General features: G+C 31.6%; 6 protein-coding genes. 2 read left to right on the top strand and 4 right to left on the bottom strand.

Features of this window, described 5'->3' with window-relative positions:
* Window positions 1-185 precede the first annotated feature (185 nt).
* The 4 genes from T329_RS0103165 to T329_RS0103150 are packed head-to-tail and all read right to left on the bottom strand — an operon-like array spanning window position 186 to window position 17,892.
* Window positions 186-2,414 (bottom strand): hypothetical protein, encoded by a 2,229-nt coding sequence (locus T329_RS0103165; RefSeq protein ID WP_029608981.1) that lies wholly within the window; start codon window positions 2,412-2,414, stop codon window positions 186-188.
* Window positions 2,375-8,887, bottom strand: a complete 6,513-nt coding sequence (locus T329_RS0103160; RefSeq protein ID WP_029608980.1) for a coiled-coil domain-containing protein — start codon at window positions 8,885-8,887, stop codon at window positions 2,375-2,377. Before T329_RS0103160 ends, T329_RS0103165 begins: the two co-directional genes overlap by 40 nt.
* Complete coding sequence (locus T329_RS0103155) at window positions 8,880-17,648, bottom strand: hypothetical protein (RefSeq protein WP_029608979.1); 8,769 nt, start codon at window positions 17,646-17,648, stop codon at window positions 8,880-8,882. The genes T329_RS0103160 and T329_RS0103155 overlap by 8 nt, the downstream gene beginning before the upstream one ends.
* 10 nt (window positions 17,649-17,658) lie before the next feature.
* Window positions 17,659-17,892, bottom strand: coding sequence for a hypothetical protein (locus tag T329_RS0103150; protein WP_029608978.1), 234 nt, complete (start codon window positions 17,890-17,892; stop codon window positions 17,659-17,661).
* A gap of 406 nt (window positions 17,893-18,298) precedes the next feature.
* Between T329_RS0103150 and T329_RS0103145 the strand changes: the two genes are divergently transcribed.
* Window positions 18,299-19,150, top strand: a complete 852-nt coding sequence (locus T329_RS0103145; protein WP_029608977.1) for a DnaB-like helicase C-terminal domain-containing protein — start codon at window positions 18,299-18,301, stop codon at window positions 19,148-19,150.
* Window positions 19,151-19,371: 221 nt separating this feature from the next.
* A partial coding sequence (locus T329_RS0103140) for a helix-turn-helix domain-containing protein (RefSeq protein ID WP_029608976.1) occupies window positions 19,372-19,596 on the top strand: 225 nt, incomplete at its 3' end.

Raw genomic sequence — 19,596 nt, 5'->3', positions numbered from 1 at the left:
CTAAATTCACACTGAAAAAACAGTAATTTTCGGCAAAAAAAGCTATTTTTTAAACAGTGTTTTTTAGCAAATAAATACAATAATTATTGAATGCGCATAAAACAGTAAAAACTCAAAAAAATACTGAAAAAATACTCACCAAAACACAAAAAAAGCCACTTTTAAGTGGCTTAATTATCAAATTATTATGATTCTTTAACGTCGCTGTATTCAAATAATTCTATACCTGTATTGAATAAGCTAGCTAAAATTGTTCCCGATAAAATTGTCTGAGTTTTAATATTTTCTCCGCTTGGGTTTGCAGTTTTAATATATGTTTCAGATGTTCTTGGGTTTTTAATAAAGTACTTAGTATCTACTTGGTAACCAGTAAATTGGTTTTTAGCATCTTTACGTAAAGGTGAATCACCGTTGTTAACACCATCTTTTGAAGCTCAAGTTTCATTATTAATAATTAATCATTTAGCAAAGTCAACATTGCTTCATACGTGGGCTGTAAGGTTGCCATCCGCATAAGTTTTAACGTCTTGAACATTTGCGTCTGTAAGCTGCTTATGTTTAGTTACGTGGTGACTTTCTAAGCGAGTTACAAATAGATTAATATCTTTAGTATTGGCATCAAAATCAAAGGCAAATTTAATTGTGTTTATCATTGCCGAAGGCATTGTATCCTCTTCAATTGGGTTACCATTTACAATATTAAGCACATTGGTGTGGTGACTATAGTTATCACGTCCTATTGACATAAACGCTGGCACAACTACTTCCGCTACTATTTGTTCACCTTCAACACTTAAACGCACAAACTGTTTTGAGTTATCTGAGGTGATAGAAGCAGATTGGTGATATACGTGGTATTCAGGGAAGCTGAATTTAAATTTAAAGCTATTTGGTGTAGTTTTTTCAGCTAATGTATTATCTGAAGCTAAAGTATAAGTTTTGTTATTTGCATAATCAATAATAATTGATTTTACATTTTCGTTTAAGCCTAAAGATTTTTTAAATTTATCTAAGGCTTTTTCTTTTGCTTGGCTAGCTTCACCTACTTGTCAGCCCAATTCGCTTGCGTTAGCAATCACTTGTTTAGCAGCATATCCCATTGTATTTTTGTCAACATAAATAATGTTTCTTGATTTAGGTTCTAAGCCCAATTTTGAAGCAGTAGCAAATGTAATTTGCACTTGTTTTTCAGTGTTAAAGCCTTTAAAGTTTTCAAAAACATTCAAGTTTACTGGTTTATATTCATATTTAACTTTTAGAGAAATTGTTTTTTCTCTTTCGTTTTGGCTAACCACATTGTATCAATCATTGGTTGCACTTTCTTTAACAATATAGGTTCGCACATACACAGGGTTTAAAATAGCTGTGTTGTCAATTTTAGTATTAGCAAATTGTTCAAAATATTCCAAAATTCTATCATTGTCAGTAACATCTAATACATTTGTATCGGCTGCTAATGAACTAGTAACCTCTTTAAGTTGTTTCGCAAATTGTTCTAAGGTATTACCTTGCGATACTCTTGCTTGTTCGCTGTTGACTAATTTAACAAATTCAGCTTGGATATTATCCATTGCTAAAGCATTGTAAAATTCGTTTAATTTAGTTAAAACATTGTTTTGTGTTTGATTGGAAGCTAAATTGATATATCCAGATTGTTTGAAATTATCAATTTGCTCTGGAGTTAATGAATCAATTGCGCTTTGCAATGCTTGTTTGTAGGTGTTGTATAAATTATCTATAGCAGTACGAGAAGAGTGATGAGAATCTTTTAATACATAGTTGGCAATTTCATCGATATTAGCACGTTGTTGAATTAATTCACCAGCTTCACGTTTGAATGTTTCCACAAACACATCTACTTTTTTAATTAGGGTAAATATAGCTAATAATTTCGATTGCAATTGATCAGCAGTAGTTGATTCTAGATTCTCACTTGCATAGGCTTTTAATGATTCGTATGTAGAACGAATTTCTGCAATAGCTGCACGTGTTTGTAATAAATTGGTTACTTCAAAAATGCTTTTTTGTTCTTGTTTTGCACTGTCAATAAAATTGATCAAAGTACTCATTTTACCAGTATTTTCGCTTAATATATTTTTCAAATCTAGATCAATTGAATTTTTTAACTCGCTTAATTTTTGGTTGCTTTGTGCATCTAAATCTAAACTTGGTTGCAAGTATTCAACAATGAAATTAGATGTGTTTGGCTGTGCAAATGATTTGAATTGCGATTCAGAATATTGTTTTGAGGTTGCAAATGAATTTAATTTAGCTAGTTTAGCCTTAATTTCATTGTATTTTTGCTCGGTTGAAGTAGTTCAAATGTTGTTTACGTCAATATAATCAATTACAGTTTGTAATTGAGCAGATTGAGCTAATAATTTGCTCTCTTGAGCGTCATAAATACGTTTCATTTGTGAGGCATGAGCAAGATTGATTGAATCATTAATGAGTCAATTTTAGCAATGATTTCTACTGTGCTTGTGCCTTCTTCAAAAGCGACATTACTTAAATCCTCAATTGCTTTTTCATTGAAATTATCGTTCAATAATGATGCTAAATCATTGCTTGGATTTGAAATTTGCAATGATAATTGTTGAGCCTTACGTTTCAATGAATTCATTGCATTCATTTTGGCTTCCACAAGTTCTGATACAAGTGTATCCATTTGTCTAATTAGGTCTTGACGACCTTGAATAGTTGCTCCATTACGGTTTTCGATTAAATCTTTACCAGCGTTGATAGCTTGAGTTAAACGTGTATAAATGCCAGCAATTTCATTATTTGATACATCATCAGCATTAACTTCATCGTTAGTACGCAGCACTTTTTGGGCCTGATCTAATTTATCGGCAAATTTACGAATTAATTCGTGTAAGAATGGCACTGATGTTTCGCTTTGACCTTCAAGATATTTAGTGCTAATAGCGCTAAATTCTTCTAAGCGTGTGTTGTTGTTAAATTGAACTGCGTTTAAATCGTTTGTAAATTGATTCAACACCTCAACTAAAGCTTGTTTTTCCTTTGTAGCAATATCCTCATCCATTTCAACTTGAGCTTTAACTTGAGTTCATCTTTGAAACACATCTAATCTAACTTTATGTAAGTCTAGTAGGTGTTTTTTAGTTTCTAAGGCCGACGTTCTGGCAGCTAATTCATCTTGAGTTGGCGTATTTAGACGCAATTGGTCTAAACTTGCTTGAATTTCAGCTTTTAATTCATCTTTTTTAGCTTGAATATCAGGATTTAATGGTACTAAACCATGAGCGTATTCGTTTGTTTGTTTAATTTTTAGAGCTAAGTCTAATTCAGCAGGTAAGAATTGTTTTAATCTTTGAACTTGATCTTGAATTGCTTGCAATTGTTCGCTGTTAGATGCTGAACGGTTTTGTTGTTTTAATTCAAAAATGCGTTCATCTAAAATACGTTTAAACACAACATATTCACTTGAATTTACATATGCTTGCTCATCTTTGATTGATTCGATTGCTTCATATGTTTGAATTCTTTTATCTCTAATTTGAGTATTTTCTGCTCATTTTTGAGCTAATTGTGTTTTTCTTGCTTCAATTTGCTCAGGCAATAAATTCTCAGAAGCATTTGGCAAGATGTCTCACATATCCTTAGTTAATTTTTCTTCATCTTTTACAGTTGCAAAGTACTTAACTGAATCTTCATCTCTTTGGCTAATTCATTGACCAATGGTATCTGAAACTTGTTTTTGCAGTTTTAAATACTCTAGAGCTTTTTCAATTTTAGCTTTAGAAGCTTCAAAATTAGCGTTTCTTTGGGCTGGAGTTTGTGATTTAGAATAAATTGCACCATCAACTATAGAACGTAATCAAACTTTAACAATATCATTGTTTCTTGAGCCTGATACACCATCTATTGAATAATAGTTAGTTTGATCATTCAATCTTTTAGCTTGTTCATAAAGCTCATTAACATGAATAATTTCTTGTAAATTGGTTCTTGCGGCGTGTAATTGTTGAATTTTTTCACTTAATTTAGCTTGCAATTTGGCTTTAGCTTGTTCAACGGTTTCGCCATTTGCAGTTATATCAGCATTCGCGTATTCACGGCGTGCTGAATCTACTAAATCGGCTAAATGGTTATCGATGTAAGAACGTACTAATTCACTGCTTTGGTTAGAGTTATTTTCCATTAGGTTGAGCACTTCACCAACTTGCAACGCAAGTGCATTTGTGTAGGCTTTAGTTTGCTTAATTGCTTCAATTTGGTTGTTAATTGCATTTAACTCATCTAAAGTTTTGGCACTTTGGTTACGGTTTCTAATAGCTTCTGTAACAGTTTTAACTCTTGAGCTTAATTGTGGATCAACGCTATCGCCTAATTCAATATTTTGACCTGTAGCTTCATTATTGGCTTGATTTGCTTCAACTCTTTGGCTGTTAGCTCCCTCAAGAGCTTCAGGTTGAACTCTAAAGCGATCAACATCACCTTCAAATTCTCTTAGCAATGCTTTGTTGTTGATTCTACGTGCTGCTTCTTCTTTAATTTTGGTTAATTTAGCAATAATATCTTCACGTTTTGCATCAACTTTTGCTTTAGTGTAAGGGGCCACTGGCTGATTTTGTTGTGATAATAAATCTTTAAGTTGATCAATTACAACTCTATCTTCAGCAGCATTAGAGCTATTTGCCAATTCTTTTTCGTATTCCGATACTAAATCAACTATATCTTTTTGCACTTCATTAAATGTTTGCATTGAGTCAACTAAACCAATGAAATCATTCAATTGTGAAGCGGATAAAGGTTTTGCAATTGTATCGTTGCCGAATTGTTTAAAGTTTTGGGCTAATTCTTTAACTTGAGCAAATGATTCGTGTGCGACAGGTTGAATTTTTTCAGCATCAAAACGAACATATTTATTGTAGGCATTGTGCGCTAGATCTAAATGGTATGCGTTTGTAAGGGCTTTTTCTTTTTCTTTTAAGCTCTCAACAGTTGAATTTGCCCTATTTGCTAGTTCATCATTGAATGCTTGAACAGCTTTTTCATAATTAGCAAAATTGCTTGCTGGATCTAAATCTTTGCTTGCTTTTACGCGTTTGTCTAATTCTGCTTTAGTTGCTAAAGCTTTTTCTTTAGCATTTTCATACGTGCCTAGAATTTCGTTTTTACGAGCTTTTAGCTCTTCAATTTTTTGTTCCAAATCTTGCTCGTGTTGAGCTAATTGTTCAGGCGTGTATGTATTTGGAGCTGAGTTTAAAATCGCTTGATATTTGTTGTTTTGTTGTTCAATTTCAGCTTCAACTTGGTTTAAAGAAACAAGGTTTTTATCTTCAGTAGTTAAAATGTTTGCTAAATCATTTTCAACTAGTTTACGAAGTTTATTTTTTGACTTAGCTTCAGCTATAGCTTTATTAATGTTGTCAATTTTTTGAGCAATTTTAGCTTTGGTGTCAATTGGCTCATTAGTTACATTTGGTAAGTTAGCATGAATAGCATCTTCAATAGCTTTGGCATCTTTTGTTGAGTGAACTGAGTCTAATTCAGGATCATTTTTCAAGGTTTGTTTGAAGTCAATTGCTTCTTTAATTTTATCCAGCAACGGAAGTTCATTGTTCAATAAATCTCTTGAATTTTTAGCTTGAACTAAATCATTAATTGCCAGTTTTTGACTAGCATAATCACTTAGTGAAGTAATTGCAGCGTTCAAATCTGCCACTGAAGCATCAGGTGAAGTAGCTGAATCGGCTACTTTTTTAGCTTGAATTTTGTCTCTTAAAGCTTCAATTTGATCTTTAGTCATTGCCAATTCAAGTTCTCTTTGACGTGTATTGATTTGATCTAGAGTGTTGTTTAGTGCATCGACTGTAGGAATTTTTTCGGCGTTAGCTATTGCATTAAGCTGACTTAAAGCTAAATCTTTAACTTGCTGATCATCGGCAACTGCGTCTGGAACTCTTGTTCTTTTATCTTCGTGAGCGTTATATTCTTTTTCTTTTGCTTCTAGATCATTCAAGGCTTGTTGAAGCTTACTTGCGGGTGTAATTGCGTTAGCTAAAGCGTCAATATTGGCTTCTAAAGTAGCTTTTTCAAAACGATTTATAGTAGGTTTAGACGCTTGCTCGTGTAATTCTTCTCAACGTTTTCTTAAAGTTTGCTCCGCAAGAGGTTTTTGATCTGCAGAAGTAGCTTCTGGATAAACTTTATTAATTTGACGTTTAACTTTTTCTAAAGCTGAAAGTAAAGAACCATCTTTAAGTTTAGCGTTAATTGAAACCAAAACATCATTAGCTTGCTCAGTTAAGTCATTAGCAGTTTCGAAAGGTGAAACGTCTTGATTTTGAGTTGCCTGAATTAAGTTTTGCTCAATTTGAGCAATGCGATCAAAATCTTCTTGGAATAATTCTGGGGTTGCGTGATCTTGTTGAATTTGTTCTTTTAACTTGTTTAAGGTTGCCAAAACTTGTTCAGCATTTAAAATTGCTTGAACGTTATCTTCGTTGTTAACGTTGAATGGTTCAATAGTTGCATTTTTTTGCAATAATTCTCAAACTTTTAAGTCTTTATTGCTTATATATTCAACAGGGTTTGCAATTGCATTTGCTTGTTCTGGACTTAATGAGTTATTTGCTAAAGCTTTAATAAATTCATTTGTAGGTTGTAAATCAGTGTCAAAACCAGCAAATTTTGAATTCAGTGTATCCAAATAGTTTTGTTGTGCTTGTGTGTATACAGCTGGATTAGCATAAGAAGGATTGAACACTTTTTGTGCATGATCAATTGAGATAGCTAATTCAATCAACGCTGTATTTTGGGTTTTAGCATGGTTAAAGTTAGATAAAGCTACTAAATATTTATCAATTTGAGCTTGTAGATCAGTTGAAATAATTGGGTTAAATTTAACTGAAGTAATTTTGTTTGTTTCAATATTTAGTTGCTCTAAATAAGCGAATAAATCTTCAGTATTTACTCAATTAGCATCAACTTTTGCTTTTTGTTGGCTTGAAAGTGTTTTCAATGAGTATGCAATGTAGTTTTTAAACTCCCTCATTTGGGCTTGAGTTATTGTTCGTAAAAAGTGTAGTTGTAGTTTTTGCAAACCACGTAATTGTTCTCTAAGTGAGTATTTTTGCTTGATTGCTTTTTCTTGTGAGTAATCATATTGAGACATGAACTCATCAATTTTATTGATTAAATCTGATGCTAATTGTTCAGCTTGAGGATTTAAATAGTTAGAAACTGAGATATGTTGATAGTCAGGGCCTCAAATATAAATTTTGTTTACGATTGTATCTTGAAGTTCGATGTAGCTTTGGCGTGAATCAATTAAAGCAGATACAGATTTAAGTTTAGCCTCTAGGTCTTTAATTATTGCACTTGGTTGCTTATTTGAGTTAATTATGCCCTTAACTTCGTCACTAAAACGAATTAACTCAAGTGGGCTGATTAATTCAGGATAATGTGTAGCTATGCTGTTTAAGTTAGTGTATGCTTGTGCTAATTTTGAGTCTAAATTACTCAATTTATTGATAATTGTTCTATATTTTGTAACTGTTTGCAATACAAATGTTTTGTCTAGGTCGCTTACATTTTCTTGACTTAGTTTCGCTAAATCTGACTCAAGACTCAATAATTCGTACACTTTAGATAGGTGCGATAATTTAGAATTATTTGCCTTAACAAAAAGTTTGAATTCATCAATAACTTTATTAGTATTTTCAAATTGTGCGGCAATCATTTTGCTTGCAATTTTGAAACTATCCAATGTTTGATTTAAATCGGCTACAGTTAATGTTGAATTTAGCTCAGCAAATGTTACATCTAAATAATGTTGGCTTAATTGTGAGTATTTCGAAATTGATTCTAAAGCCAAAATTGAATTTAATTTTTCATTTGCAACTAGTTTGTGTTTTAAAACATAATCAATTAGAAAATCAAAATTGTTTCTAGCGCTAGCTATTGAATCAGTTGCACTGATTGTAGTTTTTAATAACTCTAGATTATCTTTGTGAACTTGCTCGATTTCATTGTTTCTTAATATTTCATTAATAAATTCTTGAGCAACATTTTCCACATTTGAATTTACTAATTCAACGAATTTTGTGTTTATTTCAGTAAATTTTGTATTAAATTCTTGATTTTGATCTTTTTTGGCTTCTTCAAGAGCATACTCAATAGCTTTTTTATTTTTAGCAAAATCATTGATTCTAAATGTGTCTGCAAAAAGATCATTTTCAATTTGTTCAACATTTTGCATCACATATGTTCTTTGTGCGTATGAAGGTAATAATTTAACTAATTCAGCCACATTATCATCAAGTGAATTATTGCTTTGATCTAAATGTTGAATAACTAAACTATATTGTTCTTCAATCGTTTCGTTGAATGAACGTGAATAATTTTCAAATCAATCGTATTGTTCTTGTTTAGATTTTGAGCTAAATTGAGTTAAAGCAAGTTTTAAATTGGTTAATTCACTGGATAAAAAGCGAGCTCTTAAATCTGCTTCTTGTAAACGTGTTAACTGTGCATTTAAAAGTTCTTGCATAACTTTTACATTTGAGGTAGTTACTTCGCCATCCAAGATTATAAAATTGATTCAATCAAAAACGATTGCTTTTTGCTTTTCACCTTGTGCATGCATTAATTTATATCTTTGCAGAGCAGTTAAATGTGGTTGGGTTAATTCATAACCTACTAAGTTGGCATCGATATTGTAGGCTTGAACTTGTTCTGTTGAATCAGAAAATCTAGATGAGTGTTTAAGAAAAGGTACAGTAAAATCATCGTATTTTTTAATACTATTTTCAGTATTGATCCGACCTCTTTTTTCACTGATAATTACTAAAGTGGCAGCTGCGGTGCTAGCACTAGCTAGAGCAGCTAAAAGATTTAAAACTGTTGTTTTACTCATTGTTTTCTCCTTTTTCTGGGTAGATTCTAAAGAATTGTTCATATTTTTCTAACGTGTCATAGAAAGGACCATGTCCAATATCAAATATTTGCGTTCTAACTTTATTTGACTCGTAAGCTCATGCTGGTTTTTTCTTATCGTTTCATTTACTAATGTATGCTTGTGCAAATAAGTTTGCTTTAAGTTGTAATTTTTCTTCTTCGCTTAAATTTGGTGTTGTCAACACTGTGTCAGCATCTACAATTTTCTTCGTTTCAACATCAGCATAATATAGTCCTCAATATGGTTTTCAGCCCTGTGCAATATTGTTTTTATATACTGCAGTATTTACATTATTTTGAGTATCTCAATCATAAATTAAGTAGTTTTCATAGAAGGTATATAAAATAGCGTATTCATTGGTTTCTTGTGAATAAAGCGGAATTGAAATAAAGTAAGGTACATATAGTCTAAACTGTGATGGTGTTCAACTAAAATCACTGTCTTTTTGCAATCAGTATTGGAATTGTTTTGTACCAAATTTTGCGTGTTTTCAAGTTTTAAAGTCAATTCTAATACCTTCATCTTTAATTTTGATTTTATATTTAAAATCTGAACTCGAAGTTGACAAGTCTTTATTAGCAAAAGTGCCATCCAGAATGCCGGCATATAGAGCTTGGTTATCTAACAAGTGTACATTTTCAGGTTTTTCCAGTTGCCCATGCATTGATTTAGCTCATAAGTCTGCATTATCACTAAAGCTTACATCTTCACGCAAGAATTTTAGATTGTGTTCTTTCATGTAGGTGTTATTTTTACCAAAAATATTCATTAAATTCATACCGAATGTTTGGTTGTTTCATCCAGCCTTTTCACCCTCGAAAATAACTTTATTGTCTCTATAGTTATCGTTTTGAGCAGCCGTAAATCCTGCTTGGTGCATATCGGTTTTTGTAATACTAAATGTACTCAAGGTATTGAATGTCATTCAAATGTCTTGGAATGAAATTTCAAAGCCTTCAACATCATTAAAGTAGTTGCTACTTTGTTGAGCTTGAACATATTTAACCTTCAAGTTAACTTTAGATTTTTTAATTGAAGTGTCTGATTGCAAGAATGTAGGTAATCATTTATCTGCTGTTGAATTTCTTGTTAAATACACTCTAACGTTTTCTTTGTTGAATGGAGTTATTGTATTTTTCAAGATGTTGAATTTGTCAAATAGGTCTAATAAACCAGTATTTTCGGTAATGTCAATTTCAGTTAAATTGTCGCTATTTGCAATTTGAGTTTTAATGTATTCTTGTACATCTTCTAGTAGAGTTTTGTCTTTAGCTTTAATATCTCTCATTCTTTGAGCATTGTTAACCAAAATGTTAGTGAAGAATGATTCTTGATTTTGTTTGTTTAGAGCTCATTTCAATAATGAATAGGCCGGTTTAAATACAGCTATTAGCGCGTTTAGTTTGTAGTCAAAACTATTGTTTTGGTTAGCTAAAATCGCATCTGAAGCTGGTTTGTTCGATGTAGCTAGTGAGTTATATTGCAAGGTATATGTGTTAATAATGTTTTTGAATTCAGCGTTAGTTAAATCATTTTGACGATGTGATGCATCTGCAATTAATTCAAGCATTTTGTCAAAAGTACGCTGATTTATAAATGAATTTGTTATTGCTTGTAAGCCATCCGAGTTATCTGATTGGCTTCCATAAATAAACTCGTCCAATGTGATTGCTGAATCAAGAACTTTGTATGTAGCTTCATAGAATTTTTTGAATTCATCCTTGATGCTTGCATCTGATTGTGAGTTGACCTCGTTGTTGAAATCATAATTTGAGTGCTGCATCACATTTAAATCATCGAATGAGGCAGGCAATGCATTGACTTTAGCGCCCACTCCACTGATTTTGCTTGTTAATGATTGTGAAATGCCACTAGCATTGGACTTATTTTTACGGTCTAGCGCTTCAATAAAATCGTATAAATTATCTTTTGTGTCAGCTTTAGTTTTCAATTGTGCATTGAATGCATTCATTTGCTCTTTTAGAACAATTGAGCTAGCTTTAGCAATATTTTTTACTGACTGATAGTGTGCATTTAATTTAGCAAATTGATTCAATAATGCACGAGAGTCTGCGTTGAAATCATCCTCATTAAATGCTTTATCAATTAGTTGTTGGCTGTTTTCTAGATCAGTTCTGTATTCTGCTATGTCAGTATCTAACGCTAGATAAGCTAATAATTTATTAGACTGAACTTGAGTTAAGGTTTTGTCAGTTGAGTCAATACTAATTGGACGTGCCTGCAAGTAATCTAAGTAAGGTTTTAGAATATTTTGGGCTAATTTTAATTGGTTTTTACTGAATTTTACAATGTTTTCTCTTTGTTTAGTAATTTGAGCGTGTGCTTGTTTTACTTGCTCCTCTAGTGTTCTAAAGGCATCAATATTTTCTAATGTTGGGTTAGTTTGTGAACGAAGGGCTAGATTTGTAAATTCGCTCAATGTAGGTTTATGAGTACCAGTAAAGTTGTTTGTAATGTATTTGTCTAAACGAGTTAGTGAGTTAATAACACTGTTTACTTCTCTAGTTTTTTCAACTTTTAAGTTAGCTATTAAACCATAACTTTCGTTGGCTATATCATCCATTACTCTTAAACGTTTTGCTTGTAAACTTGGATCATTTACGTGCGTTTCATTATTCAATAAATCGCTAGCTAAGTCATATTTAGTTTTTAAATCAGCATAAAGAGCTTTCATTGAATCGGTTTCGTCATTTAAGTATTGCTCATTTTGCGTTGGTAAAAATAGTTGTGCTTTTGCCAATACATTTACTAAATCATGTGAACTCTTGAACAAGGTTTCAAAACTGCTTGCACCACCTTCAATGTAGTTAAACAATAACTCATTCAATTCTGAATGGCTATTTGTATTTAAATTATTGATCTGAGTATCAAAGCTATTTAACACGTGTTCAAGAATTCTTTTTGCTTCAGTTGTTAAGGTTGAAGAATTAAGTTTTTGTTTTTTCTCAGCGTGCTTAATAAACATTTCAATCTTGGTTGTGTTGATTTTAACTTCTTGCAATTTAGCATTAATATTGAATGTATTTTGTTCTCTAAAGAAGAAATTATCAACATGTGCAGTAGCACTTGCTTTTTCAACACTTTCAATTAATTCAACAGTTTTAGCCAATATTGCTTCTAAACTAGGAGTCTTGTTTTCTAATGCTTCAGCTTGTGCTTTTTTAGCAGCTGTTTCAACTGTAGCATTCGCTAGCTCTAGATATAAAGTAAGCAATGAATTGGTTGAAATCACTTCGTTAGCTAATTGGTCAATTTGATCACGGTTAGCAAAACCTTCAATCGCACCAATTTGAGCAAACATATGCTTGTGATAGATTAAATTATCATTTAATAATTGTTGATATGTTGATGTATTTAGCGAAGCTGTATTGGATTCAATAGTTGATTTAGTTTGGTTGAAATATGCAAGAGTTGACTCAAAAGCAGCTTTACGTGCTAGGTAAAGATGGTTTGCTTGTTCATAAGCGTTTTGAGCGCGTTCTTGTAAACGTTTTAATTCGTTATTTAAGCTTAATGAATCGTATTCACCTGTAGGAATTTGTGGCACAGAAATTAATACTGATTCACCAATGTTTTTTTCATCTCAATCATAGCCATATTTAACTTGCTCAAAGTGAAACTCATCAAGTTGATATTTAGATAGAATATCAGATTGTAGACTTAATAGCGAAATTGCTGAACGAACAACATTTTTTAGCAATTGAATCTGAGCAATGTCGTTTTTAACATCATCTCTAGCGGCATATTCTTTTAATTTGGCAATATAGTCTTTAAATTGTTGTTTTTTAGCAGCTGATTGATCTACTGCGCTAGTTCCAGGTAAATAGTTAATTGCTTCTAGATCTAAAGTTACCTTTTCAAATTCAGTATTTAATTTTTTGATTTCTTCTAATTCAGTAATTGCTTGTTCTAGATCTTCAATACTTCTATTGTATTGAGCTGGATCAGTGTACACTGACTGAGCTTGAGTAGTTTTATCAACTAGGCTTTGTTTAACATCGTTAATTACATCGGCTAATTGACCTTCAACAGGTGCGCTAGCTCTATCTTTGGCTAATTTAATAGTTCTAGCTAATTCAATAATATTGTCAGCGTTGTTATTTAATTTTTGCGCTTGAGCTTCAATTGCTGCGATTTGAGCTTTCTCATTAGCACCTGTATCGCTTGTTTTTTCTATCGCATTAATTTGTGCTAATTGTTGATCTAAGGCAGCTTGAATGCCTTCTTTGGCTTTAGGGTCAATATTTTGTTCATTTTCAGTAAATAATGCATCAAAATCAGCCTTAATTTTTTCAATTTCAGCTTTAGCTGCAGCTTTATATTCATCAAATGATTGTGAATCTATTAAAGCTTGGTGTAATTCATCATATTTACGTGTAATCACTTCGCCAGAAGGACTAGCGACAGTTGCATTGTTTCCTTCCTCAACTGGGGTAGATTTTTTCAATGCATTCAATAAAAACTCTTTGTTTTGAGCTTGTTGTGTTGAAGCTTTAATTTTGTCAACGACTTTGTCTTGCTCATTCAACAATAATTCAAGAGCGTTTAATTTACCAATTTGGTTAATTACTTCAATATTGTCATTTGGCTGAACTTTGCTTTCAAAATCTTGGGCTAAAACGTTTAATAATTCAATTGCTCTTTGAGCAGGGTTATTACCATTTGAATCTTGCGCATTTACAACTGGTTCAGCTTTAAGTTTAGCGTCTAATGCACTGGCTTTAGCCTCTAGCTTAGCTTTGGCGTCCGCAAATTTATCCTTATTGAAAGCTAGAGCTAATTTATCTTTATATTCTTGAATTTGCTCAAAAGTTAAGTTGTCATAAGGCGAAGCTGAATTGGCTTGAGCTTGTTTGCTTGAAGCTTGAGCAAAAGCGTGTTTAAGTTTTTGAACATGGCTTCCTTGTTCAGGATTTGCTTCATTTACAGAAGAATAATTGTGATCTTTTTCTTTAGCTATTAATTCATCAGCCAACATTTCAAATGATGCTTTTTCAGCTTCAAAACGTTTAGATTCATCTTGTTTAATTTTAATGAACTTGCTTACAGCGTTTTCTAAATCAGATTTAGCTTGCACCAATTCAGATTGGCTAGCGTTTGGATTAGATAAAATTTGTGTATTTTGATCAATGATTTCTTGAATTTGTGAGTCAATTTCACTAAAGATTGCACGCGGTGCAGTTGAATTATCTTCTTTGAATTGGTTTTGCTTTAATTCCTGTAGTTTTTTCAACTCATCTTTAGCCTTTTTACCTAATTCAATTTTATTTAGCATTTCGTTAAGCTTAATAGTTTTGGCGCTAATTTGATTTGTTTCATCACTGATGCTTGAACGATTTTGCACTAAAGATTGCTCAATAGCTTGAGCTAATTCAGGATATTGATTACGATCTATTTTGCTTAATTCTATAGCTAATTGTTTGATTTTAGCTAGTAGATCTTGTTGGGCGTGCATTTTAGCACTGATTCTTTGAGCGCTTAAGGTTAGTTGGTTAAATTCACTTTGAATGTTGCTATCTGATACTCTTTGTTGCAGCTGAGTAATTTTGTCGCTATTAGCTTTTAATTCTGCATCAGTAGTTAAATTTAAACGTTCTTTTCAAGCTTGCTCTAATTCAGCACTTGCTGTTTTAATTTCTTCACGAGCAGTGTTAATACGCACATTAGCTTCATCAATTTGTTGATCTAGACTTGTTTTTAGTTTAACTCATGCTTTAAAATCAGAATCAAGCAATGAATAAGGGCTTTGATTCAACTGGTTGTTTTGAGGGTTTTGTAATTCAGCTTGCTTAATTTCATGTTTAGCTAATAAAAAGGCTTGTTTTTGAAGATTTAGTAGTGATGAATCAAGATCAATTTCTTTACGTAATTGTGCAAGTTCACGTGCTTTTGCATCAATTAATTCTTTGTTGTGAACTTGAGGATTAAATAATTCATTTGCAATAAAACTTTCAACTTGAGCTAATTTTTCATCAACTTGCGAGGCTTTTTGTTCTAGTTTAGCAATTTGCTCTTGGAATTTTGCTTTATCTTGTTCGCTTAAATTTAAACTATTATTTTGCAATTGTTCTTTAAGTTCATTGGCTAAATCGCTTGCTTGTTTTTTCTCTGCTTTTAAGAATTTAGCTTGATTTTCTAAATCGCTTAATGGTTGAATACTTGCACGCACAGCATTCATTTTGTTTTCAACTTTTTGGTTATCTGCAAACTTAGTTGCATCATTTTTGCTATCATCGTTTCTGATTTCTTTAGCTTGCTGTTGTAAATCATTAATTGCTTTATTTAGCTGATTTTCAATTGTTGTAGGTGTTGAATGATTTTCACGTTTAGGTTCAAAAGTTTCAAAAATTTGTTTTTTGATTGTGTTGGCAATTGAATTTCCTTCTTTTGCTTCCATTTTGTTTAAAAAATCTTGAATAGCGTATGCTAAATCGCTGTTTAGAGCCTCTAAATCAACGTTTTCTTCGCCAGGATTATTCAATGCGTTTTGAGCTTGTCTTTTTAGGTCGCTAATTTTTCTTAATTCTTTAGCAAAATAGATTTTGGCGGTGTCATTGTCTTGGTATTTATCTAGAACTTTTTGAGCTTCTTTGGTGGTTAAATCTAATGCTTTAGCCAACTCAATTTGATCTTTGATTTTATCCATTTTGGCGTTTAAAGCGTCTAAATGAGCGTGTTTTTGTTCAGCACTTAATTTATCGTTATTTTCAATCTGGTGTGATTGAGAAACTAAATTATCAATAACTTTAATTAATTCTTGTTTTGCTTGGTTAGATGAATCGCCATAGACTTTGTCAACATTGTCTTTAACAAATTGAGCATTTTGGGCAATTTTTTCAACTTTGTTTGCAACTTTTACTTCTTCAAGCAATTTTTTAGCACGATAAATCGCATTCAAAATTTCACCTTGGTATAAAGGCACTATGGAGTCGTTGTTGTAGATAGATTTATCTAGCTCGCTTGGCGCTAAACTTGATAATTGTTCTCTTGTTACTGTTGAAAATTCATCAATGTATTGAGTAAAGACAGGTTTATAAATGCTTCATAAACGTTCTAAATTAGAATGATTGGTTGCCGTGTTGAATTCTTCGTTTAAAAGTTCAACAAGTTTAACTAAAACTTTACGATCATTTACACGAACAATATTTGCTATTTTTTCAAATTCATTGCTTAATTCAACTGCATTTGCCTTACTTTTTAAAGCTTCATCAAAATTATTGGCAATTTTATCTTGATCTATAAAATCAATTTGCAATTCTTTGCTGTTTGCTGATGAGTTTAAATATTGAGATTTTAAAATTTCAATTTCATGAGCGAAATGATCTTTAATGTATTTGTCCACAAATACTTCGCGAATAACTTTAAATGCATCTTGAGTGTAGCTAATAAAATCATTAAACGCAACTGAATTGATTTTAGCTAAAACATCTTTTTTAGCTTGCTCGTTTAAAGAAGAAAGTTCAAGTGTGCTTAATGCATATTTATACATGCCATGAGCCATTCTTAAAGTGTTAAAGTCGCGAATAAACTCTGAGTTAACTTGGTAAATATTTGTAAAATTGTTGGCTTCAACGTATTTTTTAGCTTTAGCTACTAAATCACTTAAAGGTTTATTTAGGGCTTGCGAAGTATCGCTCAGCAATTTTTCTGCTTGAGCAATTTGGCTAACTAAATAGTTTTTGGTTTCTTCTTTGTTGTTGAAGTATTGGCTAGTTTTGGTTCAGAATTGATCTAAATATTGATTTAGAATTTCTTGAGTAATTAATGTGTGTCCGTTTTCATTTATTACCTCAAAGAATAAATTACCTTTATTCAGCGTGATAAACGATTCAAGTGTATCTAATTCTGAATACATTTGAGCTTTAACATTTTCATCTAGTTGCAGGGTTGAAACTTCTTTTTTAGCATTGGCTAATTTTGCGTATAAATCAGTGATTATTTGGCTATTAGATTGGGCTTCGACGTTGAATAAACCAGTGACAAATTTAGTGTATAAATCTTCATACACTTTAATTGCATCACGTGTAACACCGTGCTGTGATTTTAGTTGTGAATCAATATAGGTTTTAAGATCTTGAGCTACTTGTGAAAATAGCGTAAAGTTAAGTTGGTCAAATTTAGAATTGTAATTAAGTTCAAATACGTTCATTTTAAATTCTAGATCAAAAAGCGAACTGAATTGTTTTTTGCCTAGTGCATTAAGTTTATCTAGGGCTTGATCTGCATTAATTGATTTTGTTTGTAATTTTTGTTCAATTGATTTAACTTCGTTACGCAAGTCAAAAACACTAATAAAGCGATCGTAGCCTGAAAAATCAGCTTTTTTGCCGCTGTTTAATGAATCTAATAACACTCCCATCGAAACTAATGAATCAATCTTGTTTTTTTGCTCTAGAATTGAACTAATAAGTGAACGTGAATCGTTGCCGTTTGCATATGCTTGCGAGCTGTACAACTGTTTTGCGTATTTAATTGCATCTTTTACTTGTGAGCTTAACTCTTCTGAAATGTTAGGATTTGATCTGACAAACTTTTCAGCGTATTTTATTGACTCATTTAACTCTTGATGTGATGTTGTGCGATCATTAGCGGGTGTTAAATCCGCTTTTGAATTTAAAAACGGTAGCACAGCCGCAAAAGCAAGTGCTGGCACACCACTGGCTAATAATGCATTAACTAATTTTTTATTCTTTTCCATGATTTACTCCTTACTTATTTCACCAACTAAATAATCCGTGAATTCTTTGTTCAACTGTTCATAATAAGCCATCTTGACCACTACCTTTGTAAATGTAGAAATCTGCTATATAAGCAATTGCTACGCACAAAATTAGCAAAAATAAAATTGTGAAAAATATTGTCAAGGCAACAGCAATAGGGCGCTTATAACAGTTACGCTTACAGCTTTTACCTTCAGTTTGTTTATTGAAAACTTCTTCCATGTTTACTCCTGTTATTTAATTTGATATATATATATATATATATATTATCCCTAATTCTAAGCTCGCCGGCTTAGATTTTTTAATGCAAGTTCACAAATAACAACCATTTAAATACATTTACTCAAGTTATCAAACTAACAAATACATTAGCTAAAATATATAACACTAATTGGGCACGCTTATATCTCTTTATATATATCATATATAAAAGAGATATAAGCGATGCCACAAATTACGGTACATATTTATCACAATATTTTTTACTTTAATAACTTGAGTTTATAGTTCGGGATCATATTAATGTTTTATACCTTTTTTAATTTTTAAGGACGGAATGCAACACCCCCAGAAAAAAAACACACCCCTTGTGTATTTAATGGTTTAGACAGTTAGAAAGGAAAAAACAATGGGAGAAGAATTTGTAAATTTTGAGGATGCGTTAATGGATATTCATAAAGAAATCACAGATGAAAAATATAAGACAATTGAATCTGGAATCCCAATCTTAGATAAATACGCCAATGGTTTACAACCGGGGCAAATATATTTTTTAGGTGGACGCCCTGGAGCAGGGAAAACAACACTAGCTTTAAACATAGCGTGAAACGTTAGCCAAAAATTAGAAGAAAATGATGCTGTTTTATTTTTAAGTTTTGAAATGGCACAACGCCCAATTATTAAAAAACTTATAGGTATGATTTGCGACGATACCAAAATCAACAACAAAACAACCAAAACCAACTTTAAAGAAATTACCCAACCAATTATCGATAACAAAAAATTAGTGTTAGTTACATCTGATCGCATAAATTTAGATAATGTAAATGCTGATTCAATAAATTACTTTATCGAAAGAGCTAACCGTTCAGGATTAAATGTTAAATACGTTATTATTGACCACTTACAAGCACTTAACCTTAACCCAAGAGTTAATAAAACGGAGTATGAACGATTAAGCACAATGTGTTATGACTTACAAAAATTAGCAACACACAAACAAATAAATATCCTTGTTTTATCACAATTAGGAAGAAATACAAAGAAAACTAATCCAACAACGGAAGACTTAAAAGGAACAGGAGCAATTGAACAAGTAGCCGATGTTGTAACGCTTCTTTATGATGATAATGAGTTTGGAAGATCAGGAATTGTTAATCTTGAAATAGCTAAAAACCGATACGGACAATTAGCAAAAGAAAAATATTTCATCGATAAAAAAACAGGTAAATTATCCAGCACAATTGACCTTAATTTGTAGTTAATGAGCCTAGATAAAAACAAAAATTAGATCCTATTACTATATATATATTTAATATTAATACTAATACTTTTGTTTTTATAAACACATATATAAGTAAGTTTTTAACTTACTTACTTATACCCAAATTGTATATTCAAGTGCAACACTTAGTAATATAATACTGGTGTTGCATTTTTAATAAAAAAATGCCCTATCTACTGGTACTAGAAAGGACATAAATGAATTATAGTAAAAAATATTCTCATATTGATAAAAATCAAAGATTCTTAATCGAAAATCTTAGATATAAGAATTTTTCGATTAGAGAAATAGCTTCGATTTTACATGTTTCTCCTTCAACAATATCGAGAGAGTTAAAGAGAAATTCAGATAATAACGGTAATTATTTGTCAGATACTGCTGATATAAAAGCCAAAAACAGAGCATATCATAAATATATGTTC

Source organism: Mycoplasma simbae ATCC 49888 (genome assembly GCF_000702705.1).
Lineage (GTDB): Bacteria > Bacillota_I > Bacilli_A > Mycoplasmatales > Metamycoplasmataceae > Mycoplasmopsis > Mycoplasmopsis simbae.
This window is presented reverse-complemented; position numbering and strand designations above follow the sequence as displayed.